23 protein-coding genes are annotated in these 21,599 nt (G+C 63.1%); 15 read left to right on the top strand and 8 right to left on the bottom strand.

All coding sequences use genetic code 11. The features are described from left to right. Positions 1-16: 16 nt before the first annotated feature. Together C7I87_RS17535 and C7I87_RS17530 are read right to left on the bottom strand one after the other, a co-directional pair. Positions 17-1,474: an NAD-dependent succinate-semialdehyde dehydrogenase gene (locus C7I87_RS17535; RefSeq protein ID WP_149905387.1), complete on the bottom strand. Its 1,458-nt coding sequence runs from the start codon at positions 1,472-1,474 to the stop codon at positions 17-19. A 182-nt stretch (positions 1,475-1,656) separates the two neighbouring features. Beyond that, positions 1,657-2,607, bottom strand: a complete 951-nt coding sequence (locus C7I87_RS17530; protein ID WP_149905386.1) for an AEC family transporter — start codon at positions 2,605-2,607, stop codon at positions 1,657-1,659. A gap of 254 nt (positions 2,608-2,861) precedes the next feature. On the opposite strand from C7I87_RS17530, the gene C7I87_RS17525 reads away from it, so the two are divergent. Further along, positions 2,862-3,410, top strand: coding sequence for a histidine phosphatase family protein (locus C7I87_RS17525; protein ID WP_149905385.1), 549 nt, complete (start codon positions 2,862-2,864; stop codon positions 3,408-3,410). On the opposite strand, the gene C7I87_RS17520 is transcribed toward C7I87_RS17525, so the two are convergent. Both C7I87_RS17520 and C7I87_RS17515 read right to left on the bottom strand, forming a co-directional pair. Continuing rightward, entirely contained in the window at positions 3,407-3,874 is a 468-nt protein-coding gene (locus C7I87_RS17520) for an SRPBCC family protein (protein WP_149905384.1), read from the bottom strand. The genes C7I87_RS17525 and C7I87_RS17520 overlap by 4 nt on opposite strands. Continuing rightward, positions 3,858-4,124 (bottom strand): hypothetical protein, encoded by a 267-nt coding sequence (locus C7I87_RS17515; RefSeq protein ID WP_149905383.1) that lies wholly within the window; start codon positions 4,122-4,124, stop codon positions 3,858-3,860. The genes C7I87_RS17520 and C7I87_RS17515 overlap by 17 nt, the downstream gene beginning before the upstream one ends. Before the next feature lie 247 nt (positions 4,125-4,371). Here C7I87_RS17515 and C7I87_RS17510 point away from each other — a divergent pair, with 247 nt between their 5' ends. From C7I87_RS17510 to C7I87_RS17490, 5 genes are read left to right on the top strand one after another with little or no spacing between them, the layout of a single operon-like run. Beyond that, the gene (locus tag C7I87_RS17510) at positions 4,372-4,665 is read left to right on the top strand and encodes an acyl carrier protein (protein WP_027029416.1); all 294 of its coding nucleotides are present in this window, start codon (positions 4,372-4,374) and stop codon (positions 4,663-4,665) included. Between the two features lie 54 nt (positions 4,666-4,719). Next, a complete protein-coding gene (locus C7I87_RS17505) occupies positions 4,720-5,910 on the top strand; it encodes a beta-ketoacyl-ACP synthase (protein ID WP_149905382.1) in 1,191 nt (396 codons plus the stop codon). Between the two features lie 46 nt (positions 5,911-5,956). Then, positions 5,957-7,228: a beta-ketoacyl-ACP synthase gene (locus C7I87_RS17500; RefSeq protein WP_149905381.1), complete on the top strand. Its 1,272-nt coding sequence runs from the start codon at positions 5,957-5,959 to the stop codon at positions 7,226-7,228. Between the two features lie 37 nt (positions 7,229-7,265). Then, positions 7,266-8,294: a zinc-binding dehydrogenase gene (locus C7I87_RS17495; protein WP_149905380.1), complete on the top strand. Its 1,029-nt coding sequence runs from the start codon at positions 7,266-7,268 to the stop codon at positions 8,292-8,294. A 13-nt stretch (positions 8,295-8,307) separates the two neighbouring features. Further along, complete coding sequence (locus tag C7I87_RS17490) at positions 8,308-9,291, top strand: lipid A biosynthesis lauroyl acyltransferase (protein WP_188393884.1); 984 nt, start codon at positions 8,308-8,310, stop codon at positions 9,289-9,291. Between the two features lie 71 nt (positions 9,292-9,362). On the opposite strand, the gene C7I87_RS17485 is transcribed toward C7I87_RS17490, so the two are convergent. Further along, positions 9,363-9,791 carry a L,D-transpeptidase gene (locus C7I87_RS17485; RefSeq protein ID WP_149905378.1) on the bottom strand — a complete coding sequence of 143 codons (429 nt, stop codon included), beginning with the start codon at positions 9,789-9,791 and terminating at the stop codon, positions 9,363-9,365. A 220-nt stretch (positions 9,792-10,011) separates the two neighbouring features. On the opposite strand from C7I87_RS17485, the gene C7I87_RS17480 reads away from it, so the two are divergent. The 5 genes from C7I87_RS17480 to C7I87_RS17460 all read left to right on the top strand — a co-directional run bounded on the left by C7I87_RS17480 (position 10,012) and on the right by C7I87_RS17460 (position 16,387). Next, complete coding sequence (locus C7I87_RS17480) at positions 10,012-11,292, top strand: acetylornithine deacetylase/succinyl-diaminopimelate desuccinylase family protein (protein ID WP_149905377.1); 1,281 nt, start codon at positions 10,012-10,014, stop codon at positions 11,290-11,292. Between the two features lie 149 nt (positions 11,293-11,441). Then, on the top strand, positions 11,442-12,920 hold the full coding sequence (locus C7I87_RS17475; protein ID WP_149905376.1) for an ABC transporter substrate-binding protein: 1,479 nt from the start codon (positions 11,442-11,444) through the stop codon (positions 12,918-12,920). 34 nt (positions 12,921-12,954) lie between these two features. Further along, complete coding sequence (locus tag C7I87_RS17470; RefSeq protein ID WP_149905375.1) at positions 12,955-13,902, top strand: ABC transporter permease; 948 nt, start codon at positions 12,955-12,957, stop codon at positions 13,900-13,902. Beyond that, positions 13,899-14,768 (top strand): ABC transporter permease, encoded by an 870-nt coding sequence (locus C7I87_RS17465; protein WP_149905374.1) that lies wholly within the window; start codon positions 13,899-13,901, stop codon positions 14,766-14,768. Before C7I87_RS17470 ends, C7I87_RS17465 begins: the two co-directional genes overlap by 4 nt. Further along, entirely contained in the window at positions 14,765-16,387 is a 1,623-nt protein-coding gene (locus tag C7I87_RS17460) for an ABC transporter ATP-binding protein (RefSeq protein WP_149905373.1), read from the top strand. The genes C7I87_RS17465 and C7I87_RS17460 overlap by 4 nt, the downstream gene beginning before the upstream one ends. A gap of 13 nt (positions 16,388-16,400) precedes the next feature. Here C7I87_RS17460 and C7I87_RS17455 read toward each other — a convergent pair whose 3' ends face one another. Further along, on the bottom strand, positions 16,401-16,832 hold the full coding sequence (locus tag C7I87_RS17455; RefSeq protein WP_149905372.1) for a TerB family tellurite resistance protein: 432 nt from the start codon (positions 16,830-16,832) through the stop codon (positions 16,401-16,403). Between the two features lie 116 nt (positions 16,833-16,948). Between C7I87_RS17455 and C7I87_RS17450 the strand changes: the two genes are divergently transcribed. From C7I87_RS17450 to C7I87_RS17435, 4 genes are all read left to right on the top strand, one after another. Continuing rightward, positions 16,949-17,734: a TSUP family transporter gene (locus C7I87_RS17450; RefSeq protein ID WP_149905371.1), complete on the top strand. Its 786-nt coding sequence runs from the start codon at positions 16,949-16,951 to the stop codon at positions 17,732-17,734. 51 nt (positions 17,735-17,785) lie between these two features. Then, positions 17,786-17,956, top strand: a complete 171-nt coding sequence (locus C7I87_RS17445; RefSeq protein WP_149905370.1) for a hypothetical protein — start codon at positions 17,786-17,788, stop codon at positions 17,954-17,956. 99 nt (positions 17,957-18,055) lie between these two features. Next, a complete protein-coding gene (locus C7I87_RS17440; protein WP_149905369.1) occupies positions 18,056-18,886 on the top strand; it encodes a helix-turn-helix domain-containing protein in 831 nt (276 codons plus the stop codon). A 72-nt stretch (positions 18,887-18,958) separates the two neighbouring features. Beyond that, entirely contained in the window at positions 18,959-19,378 is a 420-nt protein-coding gene (locus tag C7I87_RS17435) for a VOC family protein (protein WP_149905368.1), read from the top strand. 3 nt (positions 19,379-19,381) lie between these two features. On the opposite strand, the gene C7I87_RS17430 is transcribed toward C7I87_RS17435, so the two are convergent. Both C7I87_RS17430 and C7I87_RS17425 read right to left on the bottom strand, forming a co-directional pair. Then, on the bottom strand, positions 19,382-20,857 hold the full coding sequence (locus C7I87_RS17430; RefSeq protein ID WP_149905367.1) for a cobyric acid synthase: 1,476 nt from the start codon (positions 20,855-20,857) through the stop codon (positions 19,382-19,384). After that, positions 20,857-21,471: a dimethylsulfonioproprionate lyase family protein gene (locus C7I87_RS17425; protein WP_149905366.1), complete on the bottom strand. Its 615-nt coding sequence runs from the start codon at positions 21,469-21,471 to the stop codon at positions 20,857-20,859. The genes C7I87_RS17430 and C7I87_RS17425 overlap by 1 nt, the downstream gene beginning before the upstream one ends. Positions 21,472-21,599: the final 128 nt, after the last annotated feature.

The raw sequence follows: 21,599 nt of genomic DNA, 5'->3' as shown, positions 1-21,599 counted from the left end.
CCCCAGCACTAGCCTATCAGAGGCCGAGGCCGCCGATGCACACATATTTGGTATCGAGGTAATCCTCGATGCCCTGATGTCCGCCTTCCTTGCCAAGTCCGGATTCCTTGACGCCGCCGAACGGTGCCTCCGGCGTGGTGATGAGGCCTTCATTGACGCCGACCATGCCGTATTTCAAGCCTTCCATGACCCGGAAGGCGCGGCCGAGATCGCCGGTGTAGAAATAACAGGCAAGGCCGAACTCGGTGTCGTTGGCGAGCGCGACGGCCTCTTCCTCGGTCTCGAACTTGAATACGGGTGCGACCGGGCCAAAGATCTCTTCCTTCATGAAGCGCATTTTCGGCGTCGCGTTGGCGATCACCGTCGGCTGGAAGAACGAGCCGCCCAGCGCATGGCGATGACCGCCGGCAACGACCTTGCCGCCCTTGGCGGTGGCGTCGGCGATCAGTTCCTCGACCTTCTCGACCGCCTTCTCGTCGATCAGTGGTCCCTGCTGAACACCCTCTTCGAGGCCGGAACCGACCTTCAGGCCATTGCTGGCCGCCGCCAGCTTCTCGACGAACTTGTCATAGACGCCGGCCTGGACGAGGAAGCGGTTGGTGCAGACACAGGTCTGGCCGGAATTGCGGTATTTGGCCGTGATCGCGCCGGCAACGGCGCGCTCGATATCGGCGTCGTCGAAGACGATGAACGGCGCGTTGCCACCGAGTTCCATCGACACCTTCTTGACCGTGACCGACGACTTCTGGATGAGCAGCTTGCCGACCTCGGTCGAGCCGGTGAAGGTGATCTTCGATACCAGTGGATTGGCGCAGATTTCGTCGCCGATCTCGCTGGCAGAACCGGTCAGGATGTTGACGACGCCCTTGGGAAAGCCGACTTCCTCGGCCAGCGCACCCCAGGCGAGGCCGGAATACGGCGTCTGCGAGGCCGGCTTGACGACGGCGGTACAGCCTGCGGCGAGTGCGGGACCGAGCTTGCGGGCCAGCATCGAGGACGGGAAATTCCATGGCGTGATGGCGGCGATGACGCCGACCGGTTCCTTGGTCACCAGGATGCGGCGATCCGCCCATGGCGAAGGCACGACGTCGCCATAAGTGCGGCGGCCTTCCTCGGCGAACCAGAGGATGTAGGCGGCAGCCGAACCGATCTCGCCCTTGGATTCGAACAGCGACTTGCCCTGCTCGATGGTGAGCAGTTCGGCCAGCACGTCCTGATTGTCCATCATCGCATCATGCAGCTTGCGCAGCAGCTTGGAGCGCTCGAGCGCGGTCGTCTTGCGCCAGGTCTTGAAAGCTTCATCGGCGGCCTCGATGGCGCGGCGTGTCTCGGCCTTGCCCGACTTCGGCACCGTGCCGATCTTGAGGCCGGTGGCAGGATTGTTCACATCGACCGTCTGGCCGCTGTCGGCCTGCACCCATTCGCCATTGATGAGATTGGCCTGGCGCATGAAATGGCTGGTTTTCTGAAGCATGGTCTAGCCTCCGTTCGGCGCTCACGGGCCGCTATCTGGATGTCTTCGGTAAAGCGCAGGCAGAGCCGCGCGCTGGAGCCATTGCTCTTAACCTAGGGAAAGCCCCGCAAGCAATCGCAAGATGGCATATAGGGGTTGGACCAGCGCAAGGCGAGAGCGAGTGGCAGACGCCGTCGTCAACCTCACCCGAAAACATGCAGGACAACCGTCAGCCAGAAGGCGGTGGTGATGACCGCGCAGGCGGTGGCGATGGTCATCTGGTTCGACGCCAGTGCCTGGCCGGTGTTGAACTGGACGGCGATGAGATAGGAGTTGATGCCGGAGGGCAGTGCCGCCACCACGACCGCCACCTTGGCCGTTAACGGCGGCAGGCCGAGCAGCCAAACGAAGGCAAGAACCAGCGCCGGCATCAGGAACAGCTTCAGCACCGAGAGCGCCAGCGCCGGCCGTACATTGCCTGATATGCCGAAGCGGCGCAGGCTGAGCCCCATGGCAAACAGCGCCACCGGCCCGGCCGTATTCGCCAGCGCATCGACCAGCCGCATGACGAGACCGGGCAGCGGCACGCCGCTGAGCCGCCATGCCAGCCCCAGGAGAATGCCGATGATCAGCGGGTTGATGAACAGCCGCCTCAGGAAGCCGCGCAGGACCCGCAACGGATGCACATGTTCGCCGCTGCCCCGGCCGAACATCTCGAACAGCACGATCGAAGCCATCATCATGATCGGCAGATGCACCGAGACCAACAGCGACAGCACTTCGAAGCCGCTCGGACCGAATATACCAAGGATGAAGGGAGCGCCGAGCAGCACGACATTGGAGTAGGCGGACGATACGCCGCCGACGACCCCGGCGCGCGCGTCGCGTCCGAAGATCCGCGTGGTGACGACATGGCCGGCGGCCCAGGTGATCGCCACGGCGGTGAAATAGGCGCCCCACAGCGGCCATGGCGCCACGCCGTGGAAATCCGCCTTGACCATGGTCTGGAACAGAAGCAGTGGCATTGCCACCGAAACCGCGAAGTCGGATATCCCCTCGCCGCTCGCCGGTCTCAAATAGCCTGTGAGCCCAGCCAGATAGCCGAGCGCGACAAGACTGAAGACGAACAGGACGGTTTCTATGAGCGGAGACATTTTTCAGGGATAGGCGACCCACGGTCGCGGCGCAATCGCGCCCGAATTTGATCATCGTCGGCTGGCAAGCTTTACCGAAGCCGGCTACACGATCCCCATCCCGTTCACCGACCAGAAGATCAACCTGGTGAAGCATCAACTCGCCAAAAAGTGAGGCCTGAAACGCGGCCGACTCCCGGCTTGTCTTTGTGCCCGCTTTCCAATCCCTATATGCGAATGGTTGGAGCCCGATGCGGTCTCATGGAAGGGTGGCGATGATCCGGTTTGCCTTGGCGTTGTTCCTGCTTGTCGTCCCCGCCGCCGCGCACGCGACGGACGCCGGTTGGGCGCTGCTGCGCGACGGCGGCCATGTCGTGCTGCTGCGCCACGCCATGGTCACCGGCACCACCGACCCGGCCAATTTCGACATCGGCAATTGCGCCACCCAGGTCAATCTGTCGGCGCGCGGCAAGCAGCAGGCAAGCAAGATCGGCGCCCTGTTTGCCGCCCGCGCGGCTCCCATCGCGCGCCTTCTGTCCAGCCGCTATTGCCGCTGCCTCGACACGGCGCGCACCGCCTTCGAGATTGAGCCGGAACTGTTCGCACCGCTCGACCTCTTGAAGAGCGACGCGGCCGAGAAGGCGGCGCAGATCGCGGCGGTGATGAAGGAAATCCGCGCCTATACCGGTTCCGACAATCTGGTCATGGTTACCCATCTCGAAAATATCGTTGCGCTGACCGGCGTGTCGCCGCGCGAAGGCGAGGCCGTGGTGGTAGAGCCGCAGGGCAATGGCCTGCGCGTGCTTGGCCGCGTCACCTTCTAGTGACCGTCGGAACCAGTTGACGCGTTTGTAAGCAGCCACGCGTCGATGCGGACCTTCCACGCCTCGATCATATGCTCATATGCGTCCACCGTCAGCGCCGATAGATGGGTCTCGCCGGCGGCGTTCAACGCCGTGAAGGCATAGGCAATCGATGCCTGTGTGCCTCCGTCCACAGCCTGACACGCCACCTCGACAAATCCGAAACGCGAATCCGGCGTGACCCTGACATAGCGAACGCGATGTGCCAGTGGATCCCAGTCAGTGCAGGCCCAGAGTGTTGTCTCATCGCCATGAACGGTCCGGAAGACCATGCCTTGCCGCGTTTCGCCACTTTGCGGGTGCAGAAACTCCGGATGCCAGCCCTCTACCCACAAGGTTTCGCCGATCGGCGTAAACAGCGGAAAAACGCGTTCGACCGCCCCGGAAAGGACGATATCGTGGCGGCGCTCAAGATGGCTCGTCATCCGCCGTTCTCCTCCGTTCGGTCAGACGGTGGCTGTCCGCCGCGCCAAGTTCCAGCCCGTAGATACGTTTCAGCTGGCTGATCGTTTCCAGGGTCGCCGGCGAAAACGGCGTCTGGCCTTCGAAAGCATGCAGCACGATGCCTTCGATGAGATCGCCGAGGCTCATATCGCCATGCTCGGCTAGGGCCTTGAGCACCTTCACCAATCGTTTTTCCAGACGGACCCCGGTCTGCACGCGTTCAATGTCCATGACAGGAATGCTACCATGGTACATTGGTACAAAAAACCGGTAATATGATCGTGTTGCCGAAATGACAGCTGAGCTTACGTTACGTCAATGGAAGGGCCGCCGGGTCAACCGGCAGCCCTTCTTGCGTTTCCTTGCCGCGCTACCCATCTGCGCCCGGCTTATCAGGCCTTTTCCTGCCGGGAAAAACCGATTAGACAGCGCCCAAACAAGCTGCGGACAGATTCCGCCCGCAAAGAAGGAAAAGCCCTTGTCCACGACGAACTCCACCACGTTCGACAAAGTCGCCAAGATCATTGCCGACACCAGCGAGATCGATATCGACACCATCACGCCCGAGAGCCATACCATTGACGATCTCGGCATCGACAGCCTCGACTTCCTCGACATCGTCTTCGCCATCGACAAGGAATTCGGCATCAAGGTGCCGCTGGAAAAGTGGACCCAGGAAGTCAATGACGGCAAGGCTTCGACCGACGATTACTTCGTCATGAAGAACCTGTGCGCCAAGATCGACGCGCTGGTTGCCGCCAAGACCGCCTGAGGTCACAGGGCGCGTGACTTGACGCGCTCCGTCACCTGACCCACAAAGCCGCTCATGAGCAGCCCGCACGACGTCGTCATCACAGGTATCGGCCTTGTTTCCTCGCTGGGGGAAGGTCCTGATACCCACTGGCAGAAGCTGGCGCAGCCCAGCCAGAAGCCGGTGCTCGAAGCCGCGCGCTTTGCGCCCTACACGGTTCATCCACTGCCCGAAATCGACTGGAACCTGCAGATCGCCAAGCGGGGCGACCAGCGCCAGATGGAGACATGGCAGCGGCTCGGCACCTATGCCGCCGGACTTGCGCTGGACGATGCCGGAATCAAGGGCAATGACGAACTCTGCACCACCATGGACATGGTGGTGGCCGCCGGCGGCGGTGAGCGCGACGAGGCCGTGGACGCCGACATTCTCGCCGCGTCGGAGAGCCGCAACGACCGCGACGTGCTGCTCAACGAGAAGCTGACCACCGAGCTGCGCCCAACCCTGTTCCTGGCGCAGCTTTCCAATCTGCTCGCCGGCAACATCTCCATCGTCCACAAGGTGACGGGATCCTCGCGCACCTTCATGGGTGAGGAAGGTGCCGGCGTCGCCGCCGTCGAGACGGCGGCAGCGCGCATCCGTTCCGGCCAGTCGACGCACATCCTGGTCGGCGGCGCCTTCCAGACCGAACATTCCGACATGCTGCTCGGCTATGAGCTCGCCGGTTATCTGCATCGCGGCCCATGGAAGCCTGTCTGGCAAAGGCAGGGCGCCGAGGGCGGCGGCGTCGTGTCGGGTTCCGGCGGCGCCTTCCTGGTGCTCGAGCAGCGCGAACACGCGGCAAGCCGCGGGCGCAGGATTTACGCTGAGCTTGGACCTGTCGTCTCCGGCCGCGCCAGGCGGGCGCGCGGAGAACTCGACGCCGAGATCGCTCTCCTGCTCAAGCAGGCGGCGCAGCCGAACGGCAAGCTGCTCGCCATGTCGGGCGCATCCGGCGCGCATGCGGCAACATCAGCCGAAAAGGCGGCGCTCGACGCTAATCCGGCGATATCGGCGCGCGGTTTCGCGACACTGACCGGGCACATGAAGGAAGCACAGTTTCCCTTCGCCGTGGCGCTGGCGGCACTCGCCGTCGACCGCAAGGCCGCCTACCCCGTCTTTGACGCCGCGGCCGAAAAGCCGTTTGAAGGCATTCCCGCGAGCGTCCTTGCAACGGCGATCGGTTATCACCAATTCGAGGGCATGGCGCTGGTCAACGCCGCTTGAGGCGGCGTTTTCGCGATCGTGCTGCAGAGATCAAGAGGGCTCCCGGATGGCCAATTTCAGAGATCACATGGGCAGGCCGATTGTCGCCGTGACCGGCATCGGCGTGGTGACCTCGCTCGGCGTCGGCAAATCAGACAATTGGGCGGCGCTGACCTCGGGCAAGTCGGGCATCCACCCGATCACCCGTTTCCCGGTCGATCACCTCAACACGCGCATCTCCGGCATGGTCGATTTTCTGCCGTCGAGCTCCAGGGGAGCAAGCCTCCTCACCTATGAGCTGGCGGAAACGGCGGCGCAGGAGGCTGTCGGCGAAGCCGGCCTGAATGCCGGTGATTTCGGCGGTCCTCTCTTTCTTGCCTCGCCGCCGGTCGAACTCGACTGGCACGACCGCTTCGCGCTCTACAATTCCGACAAGCAGGATTCCGGCGCCGAAAGGCTGCTGCGCGTGGCGCGCGGCCTGAAGGAACTCGATGTCTTCGAAACCACCCAGTTCGGCTCGATCGCCGACCGGCTCGCCGACCGCTTCGGCACGCGCGGCCTGCCGATCACGCTCTCGACCGCTTGCGCCTCCGGCGCCACCGCCATCCAGCTCGGCGTCGAGGCGATCCGCCGTGGCGAATGCGACCAGGCGCTGTCGATCGGCGCCGACGGCTCGGCGACCGCCGAGGCGCTGATCCGCTTCTCGCTGCTGTCGGCTCTCTCCACCCACAACGATAATCCGGAAAAGGCTTCCAAGCCGTTTTCCAAGGACCGTGACGGCTTCGTATTGGCTGAAGGGTCCGGTGCTCTGGTGCTGGAATCGCTGGAGGCAGCGCTTGCCCGAGGGGCCGCTGTTCTCGGCATCCTTAGCGGTTGTGGCGAAAAGGCCGACGATTTCCATCGCACCCGCTCCAAGCCGGACGGTTCGCCGGCGATTGCCGCTGTCCGGGCCGCACTTGCCGATGCGGGCCTCGGCGACGACGAGATCGACTATGTCAATGCACACGGCACCTCGACGCCGGAAAACGACAAGATGGAGCACCTGTCGCTGTCGACGGTGTTTGGCGAGCGCATTGGCTCGATGCCGATCTCGTCCAACAAGTCGATGATCGGCCACACGCTGTCTGCGGCGGGCGCGGTCGAAGCGGCGTTTTCGCTGATGACGATGCGCGAAAGCGTCATTCCCCCGACCATCAACTATGACAATCCCGACCCGGCGATCGTGCTCGACGTCGTGCCGAACAAGAAGCGCGATGCGCAGGTTCGCACCGTACTGTCGAACTCCTTCGGCTTCGGCGGCCAGAACACTTGCCTTGTCATGGCGCGGGAACCGGTCTAAGCGAGCCCTTTCCGCTTAACAGAAACCGACAGGCTCCATGCGCGCACTGCAACTTATCGAGGACCGCCGCCTTGAAACGGTGGACCTGCCACCCCCGCCGCCGCCCGCGCTTGGCGAAGTCACGCTGCGCATCAAGGCGGTGGCGCTGAACCACATCGACGTCTGGGGCTGGCGTGGCATGGCCTTCGCCAAGCGCAAGCTGCCACTGGTCGTCGGCGCCGAGGCCTCCGGCGAGGTCGAGGCGGTCGGTCCCGGCGTTTCCAGCTTGCTGCCCGGACAATTGGTGTCGATCTATGGCGCCCGCACTTGCGGCCTCTGCCGCGCCTGCCGTGAAGGCCGCGACAATCTCTGCGAACATGTTTCGGGCGTTCACGGTTTCCATCTCGACGGTTTCGCGCAAGAGAAGATCAACCTACCGGCGCGCCTGCTGGTCCCCGCGCCACCTGGCGTGACCGATATCGGAGCCGCGGTTGCTCCGGTCACCTTCGGCACCGTCGAGCATATGCTGTTCGACAATGCGAGGCTGCAGCCTGGCGAGACGATCCTCGTCCATGCCGGCGGATCGGGCATCGGCTCGGCGGCGATCCAGCTGGCCAAGCGGATGGGCTGCACGATCATCACCACTGTCGGTTCGAACGACAAGATCGACAAGGCCAAGGCACTCGGCGCCGATCATGTCATCAACTACCGCGACGACCGCTTCGAAGGCGTCGTGCGCAAGCTGACGAAAAAGAAAGGCGTCGACGTCGTGTTCGAGCATGTCGGCACCGACACCTTTGCCGGCTCGATGCTGTGCCTGAAGCGCGGTGGCCGCCTGGTGACCTGCGGCTCGACCTCGGGCGTGTCGACGCAGATCAACCTGATGCAGCTCTTCCAGCAGCAGTTGAAACTGCTTGGATCCTTCGGTTGCCGCATGGAGAATATAGCCAACGCCATGCAGAAGATGGCGGCGGGGCAAGTCACGCCGGTCATCGACACCGAGGTCGGCTTCGACGACATCGATGCCGCGCTGAAGCGCATGGAAGGCCGCGACGTCTTCGGCAAGATCATCCTGCGCGTCGCCTAGAGCCTCGATTTCCGTGCTCAAGAAGCTTCGCCGCGACCTGAAATTTCGCTATGGCAGACAACTGCGCCAGGTGAATTACTGGGTTGTCGCGCGCGCGGCGATGATCATCATGTCGCTGCTGCGCCTGCTGCCGGTCGACAGCGCGCTGAATTTTGCCGACCGCACAGCTCGCCTCATTGGCCCAAGGGTCGGACGCCACCAAGTCGCCATCGACAATCTGCGCAAGGCCTATCCGGAAAAGAGTTATGGCGAAATCCAGGCCATCGCCTCCGACATGTGGGGCAACATGGCCCGCCTTGCGGCCGAATACATCTTCCTCGACGCCCTGTTCGACTATGACCCCGCCGCCGGCAAGCCGGGTCGGGTCGAGGTCAAGGGAACAGAGCATTTCGTCGAGATCGCGGCCGAAAAGCAGCCGCACATCGTCTTCACCGGCCATCTCGGCAATTTCGAATTGCTGCCGGTGGCGGCGGCGACATTCGGCATGAACATCACCGCGCTGTTTCGGCCGCCCAACAATCCCTACCTCGCCGACTACATCCTTTCGACAAGGCGATCGACCATGGGAGGCCTGCTGCCTTCGATGGCCGGTGCCTCGTTCGCGCTGGCTGGGGTGTTAGAGAATGGCGGCAATATCGGCGTTCTCGTCGACCAGAAATTCTCCAACGGCCTGGACACCACCTTCTTCGGCCGTCCCTGCCAGAGCAACCGCGTGCTCGGCACTCTTGCCCGTCACTATGACTGCGATGTCTACCCGGCGCGTTGCGTCAGGCTGCCGGGCAACCGCTTCCGGCTCGAGATCGAGGACAAGCTGGTCCTGCCGCGCACGGCCGACGGCAGCGTCGACGTCCACGCCACCACCCAGATGCTGAACGACGTCGTCGAGCGCTGGGTGCGCGAGGATCCCGGCCAGTGGATGTGGTTCCACAAAAGGTGGGAAATCAGCAACTGGCGGCGAAAAAAGCACACCAAGCCGGCTCCCGTCTCAAACACCTGAGCAAAGGCCCCGGCGGGAAAGTGAGTTCCTCCGCCGGCAGACAAAGCCAGTATCAGCGAACCGCCAATCGCCTAATTGGTGACGACAATGCGCGTATTGCCGAATCCGACTTCCCGCACCATCGCATAGAAGGTCGCGGCATTGGCCGTGTGCAGCCGTACGCATCCGTGCGACGCCGGACGTCCAAGTTGCCGCACCGCACCCGTGCCATGAATGGCGTAGCCGCCGTGGAAGAACACAGAATATGGCATCGGCGACATATGGTACTTTTTCGAATACCACATCCGTGCGGTCCGCTGCGGGCGGTAGGTGCCGCGCGGCGTGAAGTAACCTGGACGCGCGGTGGACACCGTCCACCGATAAACCTCCAGGCCATATCTTACTGTCATAGTCTGCGACGACACATCGATATTTGCTTCAAGCATCGCCGCCTGGCTTGCGATAGATGTGCCAAACAACGCGGCCGCCAGCATCGCGGCCACAAGTAAAAACTTTTTCATGCGATCAAACCCCTTTGATTGCCCCTTGCATGTCCACCATCAAGTTGTTTTTCACTTTTTTAACGGCAGGTGAATGGGATACCACACACTCCTTGACCAATTCCCCAATCCATTGCAGCAAATTTGAACGATTTCCCGCAGTAGTTGCCGCAACGACATGCCACACGGGGTTTGATCGACGGGCTTGCAAAACTGTCGGGATCGCTGCTCAACTTGTGGCATGAACGAGCGACTCCTCGAGGCAATCGATATCAGGCGCGACGAGTTGGTGGCGCTGACCGCCGACCTCATTCGTTTTCCAACCATCAACCCGCCCGGCGAAGCCTACCGGCCATGCGCCGAATATATCGGTGCGCGGCTAAGAAAGCGGGGCTTCGAGACCGAGTTCATCCGCGCCGAAGGCACGCCCGGCGACACCGATCGCTATCCGCGCGTCAATGTCGTTGCGCGGTTCGATGGACGGTCACCAGGCGCCTGCGTCCACTTCAATTCGCATATCGACGTGGTCGAGGCTGGCGAAGGCTGGACGGTGGATCCCTTCGCCGGCATCGTCAGGGACGGCAAGCTCTATGGCCGCGGCGCCTGCGACATGAAGGGCGGCCTCGCCGCCTCCATCATCGCCGTCGAAGCCTTCATGGAAATCTTCCCCGACTTTCCCGGCGCCATCGAGATCTCTGGAACGGTCGACGAAGAATCCGGCGGCTTCGGCGGCGTCGCCCATCTGGCCGGGCTCGGCTATTTTTCGAAGCCCAAGGTCGACCACGTCATCATCCCCGAGCCTCTCAACAAGGACCGCATCTGCCTTGGCCATCGCGGTGTCTGGTGGGCGGAGATCGAGACCAAGGGCGAGATCGCGCACGGCTCGATGCCGTTTCTCGGCGACAATGCAGTGCGCCACATGGGTGCCGTACTGCGGGCCTTCGAGGACGAATTGTTTCCGGCACTAGACCGCAAGATGACGCGCATGCCGGTGGTGCCGGAAGGCGCCAGACGCTCGACCATGAACATCAATTCCATCCATGGCGGCCAGACCGAGGATTTCCGGCCCGGACTGCCCTCGCCCAACGTGCCCGATTCCTGCCGGCTGACCATCGACCGGCGCTTCCTGCTCGAGGAGGATCTCGCCACGGTCAAAAGCGAGGTGACGAGTATTCTCGACCGGCTGAAGCGCGAGCGCAAAAAGTTCGATTATGAAATCCGCGACCTGATGGAAGTGTTGCCGCTGATGACCGAACGCGACGCGCCCGTGGTCAAGGCGGTGGCGCAAGGCATTCACGCGATCTTCGACCGCGAGCCCGACTATGTCATTTCGCCCGGCACCTACGACCAGAAGCACATCGCCCGCATCGGTCATATCTATGACTGCATCGCCTATGGCCCGGGTATTCTCGACCTCGCCCACCGGCCGGACGAATGGGTCGGCATATCGGACATGGTGGAATCGGCCAAGGTGATGGCCATCGGCCTCAACGTGCTGCTGCGTGGCACTGCCGCTGGATAGGTCTCACACGGGGCGAGCTTCGACCGATCAACATGGCTACCGAAGAAAAACATTCCCGGCCACGCGCACAGCACGAAACGCAATTTACTCCCGCGCGAAATCACGCTTCTATCGCCCGGTTTGAGCCTGAACGCATGGGGAGTCGCACGATGAGACTGTGGAAAACCATTCTGGCCGCGACGGTCCTTGCGCTGGCCGCCGGAAGCCATGCCTTCGCAGCCCGGACCGACCTGGTCATCGGCATTCCGCTCGAGCCGCCGCATCTCGATCCAACCGCGGGTGCCGCCGCCGCCATCAAGGAAGTGCTCTACGCCAATGTCTTCGAGGGCCTGACCCGGATCGGGCCCAATGGCGAGGTTCTGCCGGATCTGGCCCAGAGCTGGACCATTTCCGATGACGGCAAGGTCTATACGTTCAAGCTCCACACCGGCGTCAAATTCCACGATGGCGCCGATTTCAGCGCCGACGACGTGAAATTCTCGCTCGACCGGGCCCGCGCCGACAATTCGGTCAATGCGCAGAAGGGCCTGTTCGCGGCCATCGACAAGGTTGACGTCATTGATCCGGCGACGGTCAAGGTCACGCTGAAGAACCCGCAAGGGTCGTTCCTCTACAATATGGGCTGGGGCGACGCGGTGATGGTGTCGCCGAAATCCGCCGACACCAACAAGGAAAACCCTGTCGGCACCGGCCCGTTCAAGTTCCGGAACTGGGCCAAGGGATCGTCGATCACGTTGGTAAAGGCCGACCACTACTGGGGCGCTCCGGTGTTCCTCGACAAGGTCGAGTTCCGCATCGTCCCAGATGCCGCGGCCTATGTGCCGGCGCTGCTGTCCGGTGACATCCAGGCCTTTCCCTTCTTCGATCCCGACAGTCTGGCACAGGTCAAGGACGACCCGCGTTTCAAGGTGGTGATCGGCTCGACCGAGGGTGAGACCATCCTGGCGATCAACAACAAGAAGCCGCCTTTCGACAAGCTGCAGGTCAGGCAGGCGATCTCCTACGCGCTCGACCGCAAGGCGATCATCGACGGAGCCTCCGCCGGCCTTGGCCTGCCGATCGGCTCCCACATGTCGCCAGCCAACAAGGACTATGTCGACCTCACCGGCCTCTATCCGCACAATGTCGACAAGGCCAAGGAGTTGCTGAAGGAAGCCGGGCTGGAGAACGGCTTCAAGGCGACGCTGAAACTGCCGCCGCCCAGCTATGCACGGCTGGGTGGCGAGATCATCGCCTCGGAGCTTCGCGATGTCGGCATCAACCTCGAGATCATCCCGGTCGAATGGGCGCAGTGGCTGGACCAGGTATTCACCAAGAAGGACTACGACCTGACCATCGTCTCCCACACCGAACCCAATGACATCGATATTTATTCGCGCAAGGACTACTACTTCAACTACGACAATCCGACCTTCGACAAGATAATTGCCGACCTCAACCTCACCTCCGACGAAACCAAGCGCAAGGAATTGCTTGGCGAGGCGCAGAAGATCCTGGCCGACGACGCCGTGGTCGGCTTCCTCTACGAATTGCCGAAGGTCGGCGTCTGGGACGCCAAGCTCCAAGGCCTGTGGGAGAACGCGCCGATCCAGGCCAATGATCTCACCAAGGTGAAGTGGAGCGAGTGAGGTTCGTGGTGCGCGCCTCGCTCCCTCGCCTCACATGACCGCCTACCTCCTCAAGCGCCTCGCCATCGCCATCGCCACGCTGGTCCTGGCCTCGATGGTGGTGTTCGCCGTGTTGGAAATCCTCCCCGGCGACCCGGCGCGGCTGATGCTGGGCATGAACGCCAGCGCCGACCAGGTCGAACTCTTGCGCAACCAGATGGGTCTCAACGCGCCGCTGGCTTGGCGCTACCTTCATTGGGCCGGCGGCCTGCTCAGCCTCGATTTCGGCCGCTCCTATACCTATTCGGTACCGGTGATCGATCTCGTGCGTGAACGGCTTGCCGTCTCGCTGCCGCTGGCGCTGATCGCGCTTGCCCTTTCCACCATCATCGCCATACCGGTCGGCCTGTTTTCCGCCAGCCGGCGCGGACGGGCCGGCGACACGGTGGCGATGGGCGTGGCACAGCTTGGCGTCGCCGTGCCCAATTTCTGGTTCGCGCTGATGCTGATCTATGTCTTCGCCGTCTGGCTGCGACTGGTCCCGGCAGGAGGTTTTCCCGGCTGGGGCGCCGGCGCCTGGCCAGCGCTGAAATCGCTGCTGTTGCCGGCGGTGGCGCTTGCCTTGCCGCAAGCGGCGATCCTGGCGCGCGTTACCCGTTCGGCGCTGATCGAGGTGCTGAACGAGGACTATATCCGCACCGCCCGGGCCAAGGGCCTGCCCTATCGCGCCGTGCTTTGGCGGCACGCGCTGCGCAACGCCATGATCCCGGTGCTGACCATCCTTGGCCTGCAATTCGCCTTCCTGCTCGCCGGCACCATCATCATCGAGAATGTCTTCTATTTGCCCGGCCTCGGCCGGCTGGTGTTCCAGGCGATTACCCAGCGCGACCTGATCGTCGTCGAAAGCGTCGTCATGCTGCTGGTCGCCGCCGTCATTGTCGTCAACCTCGTTGTCGACCTTTCCTATGCGGTGGTCGATCCCCGCCTGAGGACCCGGCAATGACGCTACGCATCGACATTCCCGACGAGACGTTCCGCAGCATCCTGGCCAAGGCATTTGGGAATACCGCATTCGTCGCCGGCTTCGTCATCACCGTACTGATCCTGGCGATGGCCATGGTCTCTTATGTCTGGACGCCTTACGATGTGACGAAGCTGGTCATAGCCGACAAGACGCAAGGCCCCTCGCTGGCCCATTGGTTCGGCACCGACCATTTTGGCCGCGACATCCTGTCGATGGTCATGGTCGGCGCCCGCAATTCGATCGCCGTGGCGCTGGTCGCCGTCGGTATCGGCATGGGTGTCGGCGTGCCGCTCGGCGCCTTCGCCGCGGCGCGCGGCGGCCTTGTCGACGAGGCGCTGATGCGAGTCAACGATCTCGTCTTTGCCTTCCCCGCGCTGCTGTCGGCGATCATGATCACCGCCATTTTCGGGCCGGGCGCCGTCAATGCGATCATCGCCATCGGCATCTTCAACATCCCGGTCTTTGCCCGCGTTGCCCGCGCCGGCGCGCTTGCCGTCTGGCCGCGCGAATTCATCCTTGCCGCGCGCGCCGCAGGCAAGAGCAGCACGCAGATATCGATCGAACATGTGCTGCCCAACATCGCCACGCTTCTTCTTGTGCAAGGCACCATCCAGTTCGCGCTGGGCATCCTGGCCGAGGCCGGGCTTTCCTATCTCGGCCTCGGCGCGCAGCCGCCAATGCCGAGCTGGGGCCGCATGCTGTTCGACGCCCAGACGCGCATGGTGGTGGCGCCGTGGATGGCGATCTTTCCCGGCATGGCGATCGTCGTCACCGTGCTCGGCCTGAACCTTTTGGGCGACGGCATCGCCGACATTCTCGATCCTAAATCGCGGCGGCAGCGATGAGCCTGCTCGAAGTCGACAATCTGTCGCTGACCATCGGCAACACGCAGATCTTGAAGAACATGGAGCTCTCCGTCGCGCCCGGCGAGGTGATGGGATTAGTCGGCGAATCCGGCTCGGGCAAATCGATGACCGCCCTGACCGTGATGCGGCTCCTGCCCCATGCCGCACGCGCCACCGGGCGCGTCACATTCGACGGCATCGATATCCTGACGGCAACCGAGGACCAGATGTGCGCGCTCCGCGGCGACGACATCGGCATGGTGTTCCAGGAACCGATGACAGCGCTCAATCCGGTCAAGACGATCGGCGAACAAGTCGCGGAAGGCATACGCTGGCACACCAGGGCAAGCCGTGCCGACGCCGAGGAGCGGGCGCGAAAAATGCTCGATCGCGTCGGCTTGCCCGAAGCAAAATTCCCGCTGTCACGCTACCCGCACGAACTGTCCGGCGGCCAGCGCCAGCGCGTCGTCATCGCCATCGCCTGCGCGCTGAAGCCGAAGCTTTTGATCGCCGACGAGCCGACGACCGCGCTCGACGTGGTGCTGCAGGCGCAGATCCTCGATCTCCTGCGCGACCTCGTCGCGGAGACCCGCATGGGCCTGCTGCTGATCTCGCATGATCTCGCTGTCGTGACCGAGATGGCCGACCGCATCACCATCCTGCGCCATGGCGAGGTGATGGAGGCCGGCGACACGGCGCCCACGCTGTCCGGTCAGTTGCACCCCTATACGCGCCAGCTGGCGCAGGCTTCGATGCATGTGCCTGCACGCGCCAGACCGCACGGCGCCGGATCGAGCCAACCTCTGCTCGAGGTCGAGGGCGTGACGCGCGACTATCACGGCCGCCGCATCTCGCTGTTCAGGCGCGCGCCTGACATTCGTGCGGTCGACGGCGTCTCCCTGTCGATGGCGCCGGGCCAGTCGGTGGCGTTGGTCGGCCGCTCCGGCTGCGGCAAGTCTACCCTTGCCCGCATGATCCTGGCACTGGACCGGCCGAACTCGGGCACAATCCGGTTTCGCGGCGAGACCGTCACTGGCAAGAGCGAAGCCGAACTGAAGCCGGCCAGGCGCGACATGCAGGTCGTCTTCCAGGACCCTTACGGCTCCTTCGATCCGCGCCAGAAGGTCGAAAAACTGGTCGCCGAACCTCTGCATGTCCTGGAGAAAAAACCGACGCGCGCCGAACGCCGCGAGATGGTGGCGCATGCGCTGCACGAGGTCGGCCTCGATCAACGAGACATGGACAAGTATCCGCACGAATTTTCCGGTGGCCAGCGCCAGCGTCTGTCGATCGCCCGCGCCATCATCACCCGCCCAAAACTGGTGGTCGCCGACGAGCCGGTGTCGGCGCTCGATGTCTCGATCCGCGCGCAGATCCTGGACCTGTTCGCCGGGCTCAACCAGAAACTCGGCATCGGCTATCTCTTCATCACCCATGACCTGACCGTCGCCCGCGCCATCACGGACGAAGTGCTGGTCATGCATGACGGCAAGATCGTGGAGCGCGGCAAGACGAGCGAGGTGCTGGTCCACCCGCAATCCGAGGCGGCGCAAGCTCTGGTCGCCGCAGCGCCAGATCTGCACCGGGCGATCGCGAAACGAATGCAGGAACAGGGGTGAGCTGCCGGTCCCCCTACTCGTCCGGCTTGACCACATCGACCGGGCTGATGTCGAGAAGATCGAGCGTGCGGCGCAACAGGCGCACCTCGCTCTCGGCCAGTTGTGAATCCGCTTTGGCGATCTCCGCCATGTGCTGGGCCAATTGCTTGCGCCGTTCGACGTCGAGATCGCGGAACAGTGCGATCGCCTGCGAGCCGTTGGTCTCGTAGCCGAATTCATTGAGATATTCGATGACGGCATCGATGCTGGTTTCCGGAATGCCGAAGGCGTCCTTGCAGATGCGCCGGAAGGCAACCATCTCGCTCTCGCTGACCGTGCCGTCGGCCAGGATCATGCGGAACAGCATCAGGAGTTCCGCCGACAGCACGGGATCGTCCGCCACCTTGCGCACACCCGGGTCCCCGTCGAAGATCGAACGTATCTGGTCGAGCAGTGCGAACGCCATGAGCAGCCCCTTCCGATTCCTCTTGAATAGAGTTAGCGCGGAATCGGTCTTGCGCAAACAGGGTGGCCGTGGTCGAACGCCCCTGTCCTAGCCCGCCAGACATCTCCGAATATCAGATGATCGATCTCACCACCCAGACCGTCGCCATGCTCGCCTTCGCGGCTTTTGCCGCGGGCTTTGTCGATTCGATCGCCGGCGGCGGCGGGCTGATCACCATCCCAGCACTGCTGCTTGCCGGTTTCACCCCCGTCGAGGCGCTTGGAACCAACAAGCTGCAAGGCATGTTCGGCTCGGGGTCGGCGACTATCCACTATGCCTCCAAGGGCTATGTCGACCTGCGCCGGCAATTACCGTCGGCGCTGCTGGCATTGGTCGGAAGTGCGCTCGGCGCCTTGCTGGCGACGATCGTCCCAGGCGATCTGCTGCGGGCGCTGCTGCCACTCGTGCTGATCGCCATCGCGCTCTATTTCGCGCTGAAGCCCAACATGAACGACGTCGACCGCGCCGAGCGCCTGTCGCCCTTCCTGTTCGGACTGACGCTGGTGCCTGCCATCGGCTTCTATGACGGCGTGTTCGGTCCCGGCGCCGGCTCCTTCTACATGCTTGCCTTCGTCGCTCTTGCCGGCTACGGCGTGCTCAAGGCGACCGCGCACACCAAACTGCTCAATTTCGCTTCCAACATTGGCGGCTTCATCGTCTTTGCCGCTGTCGGCGTCATCTCCTGGAAGATCGGCCTGATAATGGGCGTTGCCCAGTTCCTCGGCGCGCACGTTGGCGCCAGCCTCGCCATGCGCATCGGCGCCAAACTGATCAAGCCGCTGCTGGTGATCGTCTGCGTGGCCCTAGCCGTGAAGCTGCTGGCCGATCCGGCCAACCCGCTGCGTGTCATGATTGGTGTGTGATCACGCTCCTGTTACAATGACATTGATCGAATCATGCTGGGGGGATCAGACATGAATCTCAGCGCGCCTACCCAGATTGTTTTCATCAGCTCCCTTGTTATCGCCATCATCGGCATTCTTGCGGCACTTGGCGTCCTTGCGTTCATTCCGCTCGCATCGGTGTGGATCATGCTTGTCGCTTACATCGTGCTTGCCGCCGGCTGCCTGATGCGCGGCGTATAGACACGAGAAATCCCAGGCAACTCGGAGCGCCCGGTCAAAAGCCGGGCGCTTTTGATTTTGGGCGGTGGTCTGCTAGATTCTCCGCTACGGAGGAAAGCGATGCCGGTGGAGATGCAACACCGCAAGGAACGCGACCAGTCCATTGCCGGTCGCTTCGAGATGCTGCGGCGCGTGCCCAGCGCTAAGCTCGCTGGTGTCGTCACCGACATCTGCGGCTACCGCGAAACTGCCCTCGGCCATTTCCGCAACATCGAATATGCTTCGCTGACCATACCATTGGTGATCAGTTTCGCCGAGCCCTTTGCCATCGGCCTTGGCAAGGCTCCTGGCGATAATGACCGTTTCGCCAGTTTCGCCGCCGGCCTCTATGCCGGGCCGGTGATGATCGAATCCTTCGGCGGCGCCTGCTGCGTCCAGGTCAATTTCACCCCTCTTGGCGCACGCCGCTTCTTCCGCCTGCCGATGAGCGAATTGACTGACAGCATGGTCGTCCTCGATGACGTGCTTGGCGGGGAAGGTTTGGTGCTGCGCGAACGGCTCGGCAATGAGCCTGACTGGACGGCGCGTTTCGATATTGCCGAAGCCTTCGTCGCCGCCCGCCTTGAGAGCGCCACTGATACGCCGCTCGAAATCGCCTGGGCCTATGACCGCATCATCGCATCCGGCGGCCGGACCCGGATTGCATCCATTGCCGAGCGGCTGGGCTGGAGCCGCAAACACCTCGCCGACAAATTCTCAGACGCAACCGGCATCGGCCCCAAGATGCTGTCGCGCATCGTCCGCTTCAACCGGGCGCTCCGCCTGTCGAGGCAACAGACCGTCGACTGGGCCGACGTCGCCGCCGATTGCGGCTATGCCGACCAGGCGCATCTGGTGCGCGAGTTCCGCGTTCTTGCCGGCGAAACGCCGACGGCACTTTCCGCCAGGTAACATTTCTTCAAGACGCTGGAACAGCCTTCGAACAAAGTGAGGCATCGACCAACCCAGATGAAGGAGGTTCCCATGCCTGCGACCACTGAAGCCCCCCGCCTCTATCCTGCCCTGCGTTACAAAAACGCGGCGAAAATGATCGACTGGCTCTGTGAAGCCTTCGGTTTCAGCGTCCGTGCCCGCTATGGCGAAGGCGATGTCGTGCACCATGCCGAACTGGTCTTCGGCTCCTCGATGATCATGCTCGGCACCGTGCGCGACGACGACTACGGCAAGATGGTCGGCGAACCCGGTTCAGGCGGCGGCAAGTCGATCTATATCGCGGTCGACGATGCCGACGCCGCCTATGCCAAGGCCAGGAAGGCCGGCGCGACGATCATCCAGGAACTGACGAACCGCGATTATGGCAGCCGCGAATTCATCTGCCGCGATCCCGAAGGCAATGTCTGGTCGTTCGGCACCTACTGGCCGAAGGCCGGTGAGAAGGCCTGACCTTCAACGTGCCAGTGAAAAAATCGCATCACAGTCGAGATGGGTTTCCAGCTCGGCGGCGACCTCGTCCAGCGCCCGCTCGACCTCGGCGCGATAATCGATGCCACCGCCCCTGACACCCAAGCTTTCGAGGAATTTCCCGCGAAAGCCGTCGGCGCCGAACAGGCCATGCATATAGGTGCCGATCACTTTGCCGTCGGCCGAGATCGCGCCATCCTCGACGCCGTTGATGATCGCAGACGGTCGCCTGGTGTCCGGGCCGGTGGTGCGGCCGAGATGGATCTCGTAGCCCGCGAGCGGCTGGTCGAACGGCACCGAGCGGGCACTGACATTGCGCACTGTCTTCTCCGGCTCCATCACCGTTTCGATATCGAGCAGGCCGAGCCCTTCGGCCTCGGTGACGCTGCCTTCGATGCCATCGGGATCGCGCACCATGCGGCCAAGCATCTGGAAGCCACCACAAATGCCGACGACATGGCCGCCGCGCTTGCGGTGCGCGGCCAGATCCCGGTCCCAGCCATTCTCGCGAAATTTCAGGAGATCTCCGATCGTCGACTTCGAGCCGGGAATGACCACCAGCCCGGCATCGGCCGGCAGCGGTTTTCCCGGCGGCACGAACACCACTTCGACCTGCGGTTCGGCCTTGAGCGGGTCGAGGTCGTCGAAATTGGCGATGCGGCCAAGCATCGGCACCACCACTTTCAGCGCGCGCGTCTCGCCGGACGCCAGCCGCTCCAGCACCACGGAATCCTCCGAGGGCAGCCGGACAGCAGCCTTCAGCCACGGCACGACGCCAAAACAGCGCCATCCGGTGAATTTCTCGATCGCCTTCAAGCCATCGTCGAACAGGGAAACATCGCCCCGGAACTTGTTGATGAGGTAGCCGACGATCATGCGCCGGTCCTCTTCGGGCAGGATCAGGTGCGTACCGGCGACCGAGGCGATGACGCCGCCACGATCTATGTCACCGACCAGCACCACGGGCACGTCGGCGCGCGTGGCAAAGCCCATATTGGCGATGTCGCGGCTGCGAAGGTTAATCTCGGCTGGCGAGCCGGCGCCCTCGACGATGACGAGGTCGGCGCCTTCGCCGACCTTCGCCCAGGAGTCCAGTACGGCGTCCATCAGCCGGCCCTTCAGTGCCTGATAGTCGCGCGCCCGCGCTTCACCGAACACCTTGCCCTGGACGATGACTTGGGCGCCGACATCGGTCTGCGGCTTGAGCAGCACCGGGTTCATATGGACCGACGGCGCAGCGCCGCAAGCGATCGCCTGCAGCCATTGCGCGCGGCCGATCTCGCCGCCGCCATGGTTGTTGTCACCGGGAATATCGGCGACGGCGGCGTTGTTCGACATGTTCTGCGGTTTGAACGGCCGCACCTTCAGGCCGCGATTCCTGGCGACGCGGCACAGCCCAGCGACCAGCACTGTCTTGCCGACATCCGAACCCGTCCCTTGCAGCATGATCGCCTTGGCCATCAGTTCCGGCCCTGCGTCGCGGTTCCGGTGATCGTGGACTTCTGCGCCAGAGGCCCGCCGCGCCAGATATAAAGCGCCAGCAGCGGGTCCTTGCCCGTGCACATGGCGTGGTTGACATTGGAAGCGTGGTGGATGATCTCGCCGGCTTCACGCGTGCGAAAACCGCCTTCGCCCATGCGCCATTCGGTGCCGCCGGTCAGCGGAACATAGATCTCCTCGGCGACGTGATGATGGTCGGGGTAGACGATTCCGGGCCCAAGAATCAGCAGCCCGGCCGCGACCTCGTCATTGGCGAAATGGCCACGCGTGCCAAACATTTCCAGCCACCCGTAATTGTCGACGAAATCTTTTCCGAAATCCGCTTCGCTGTAAGTCTGCCCCCAATGGAGGTCGTTGCGCTGCCGCGCCAGCAATTGCACCAGCGGTTTGGCGGCCATCGGCGCCAGCTCAGCCGCGCGATCGAGATGACGCAGGCAACCAAGCGGATGCGGCTCCAGATCGCGGGCCGGCATATCCCAGCCGATGCGCGCCACGGCCTCGCGCACCAGGGCGTCATCGACGGAAGCAAGATAGGCGTGGAACTGTCCCAGCAGCTCATCGAATTTTGTCGTCACATCTTGCTCCGGGCATGCATTGGTGCACAGCCGATCCGCGGCGGGTCGGGTTGCGCGGCGGTATCATTGGTCTAGATTGGTGCGCGCGCAAAGCCAAAAACGACAGGCCAGCGGGCTAGCTGGCCAAC

Origin of the sequence: Mesorhizobium sp. SARCC-RB16n, assembly GCF_008520305.1 — a bacterium.
Classification (GTDB): domain Bacteria; phylum Pseudomonadota; class Alphaproteobacteria; order Rhizobiales; family Rhizobiaceae; genus Mesorhizobium.
This window is presented reverse-complemented; position numbering and strand designations above follow the sequence as displayed.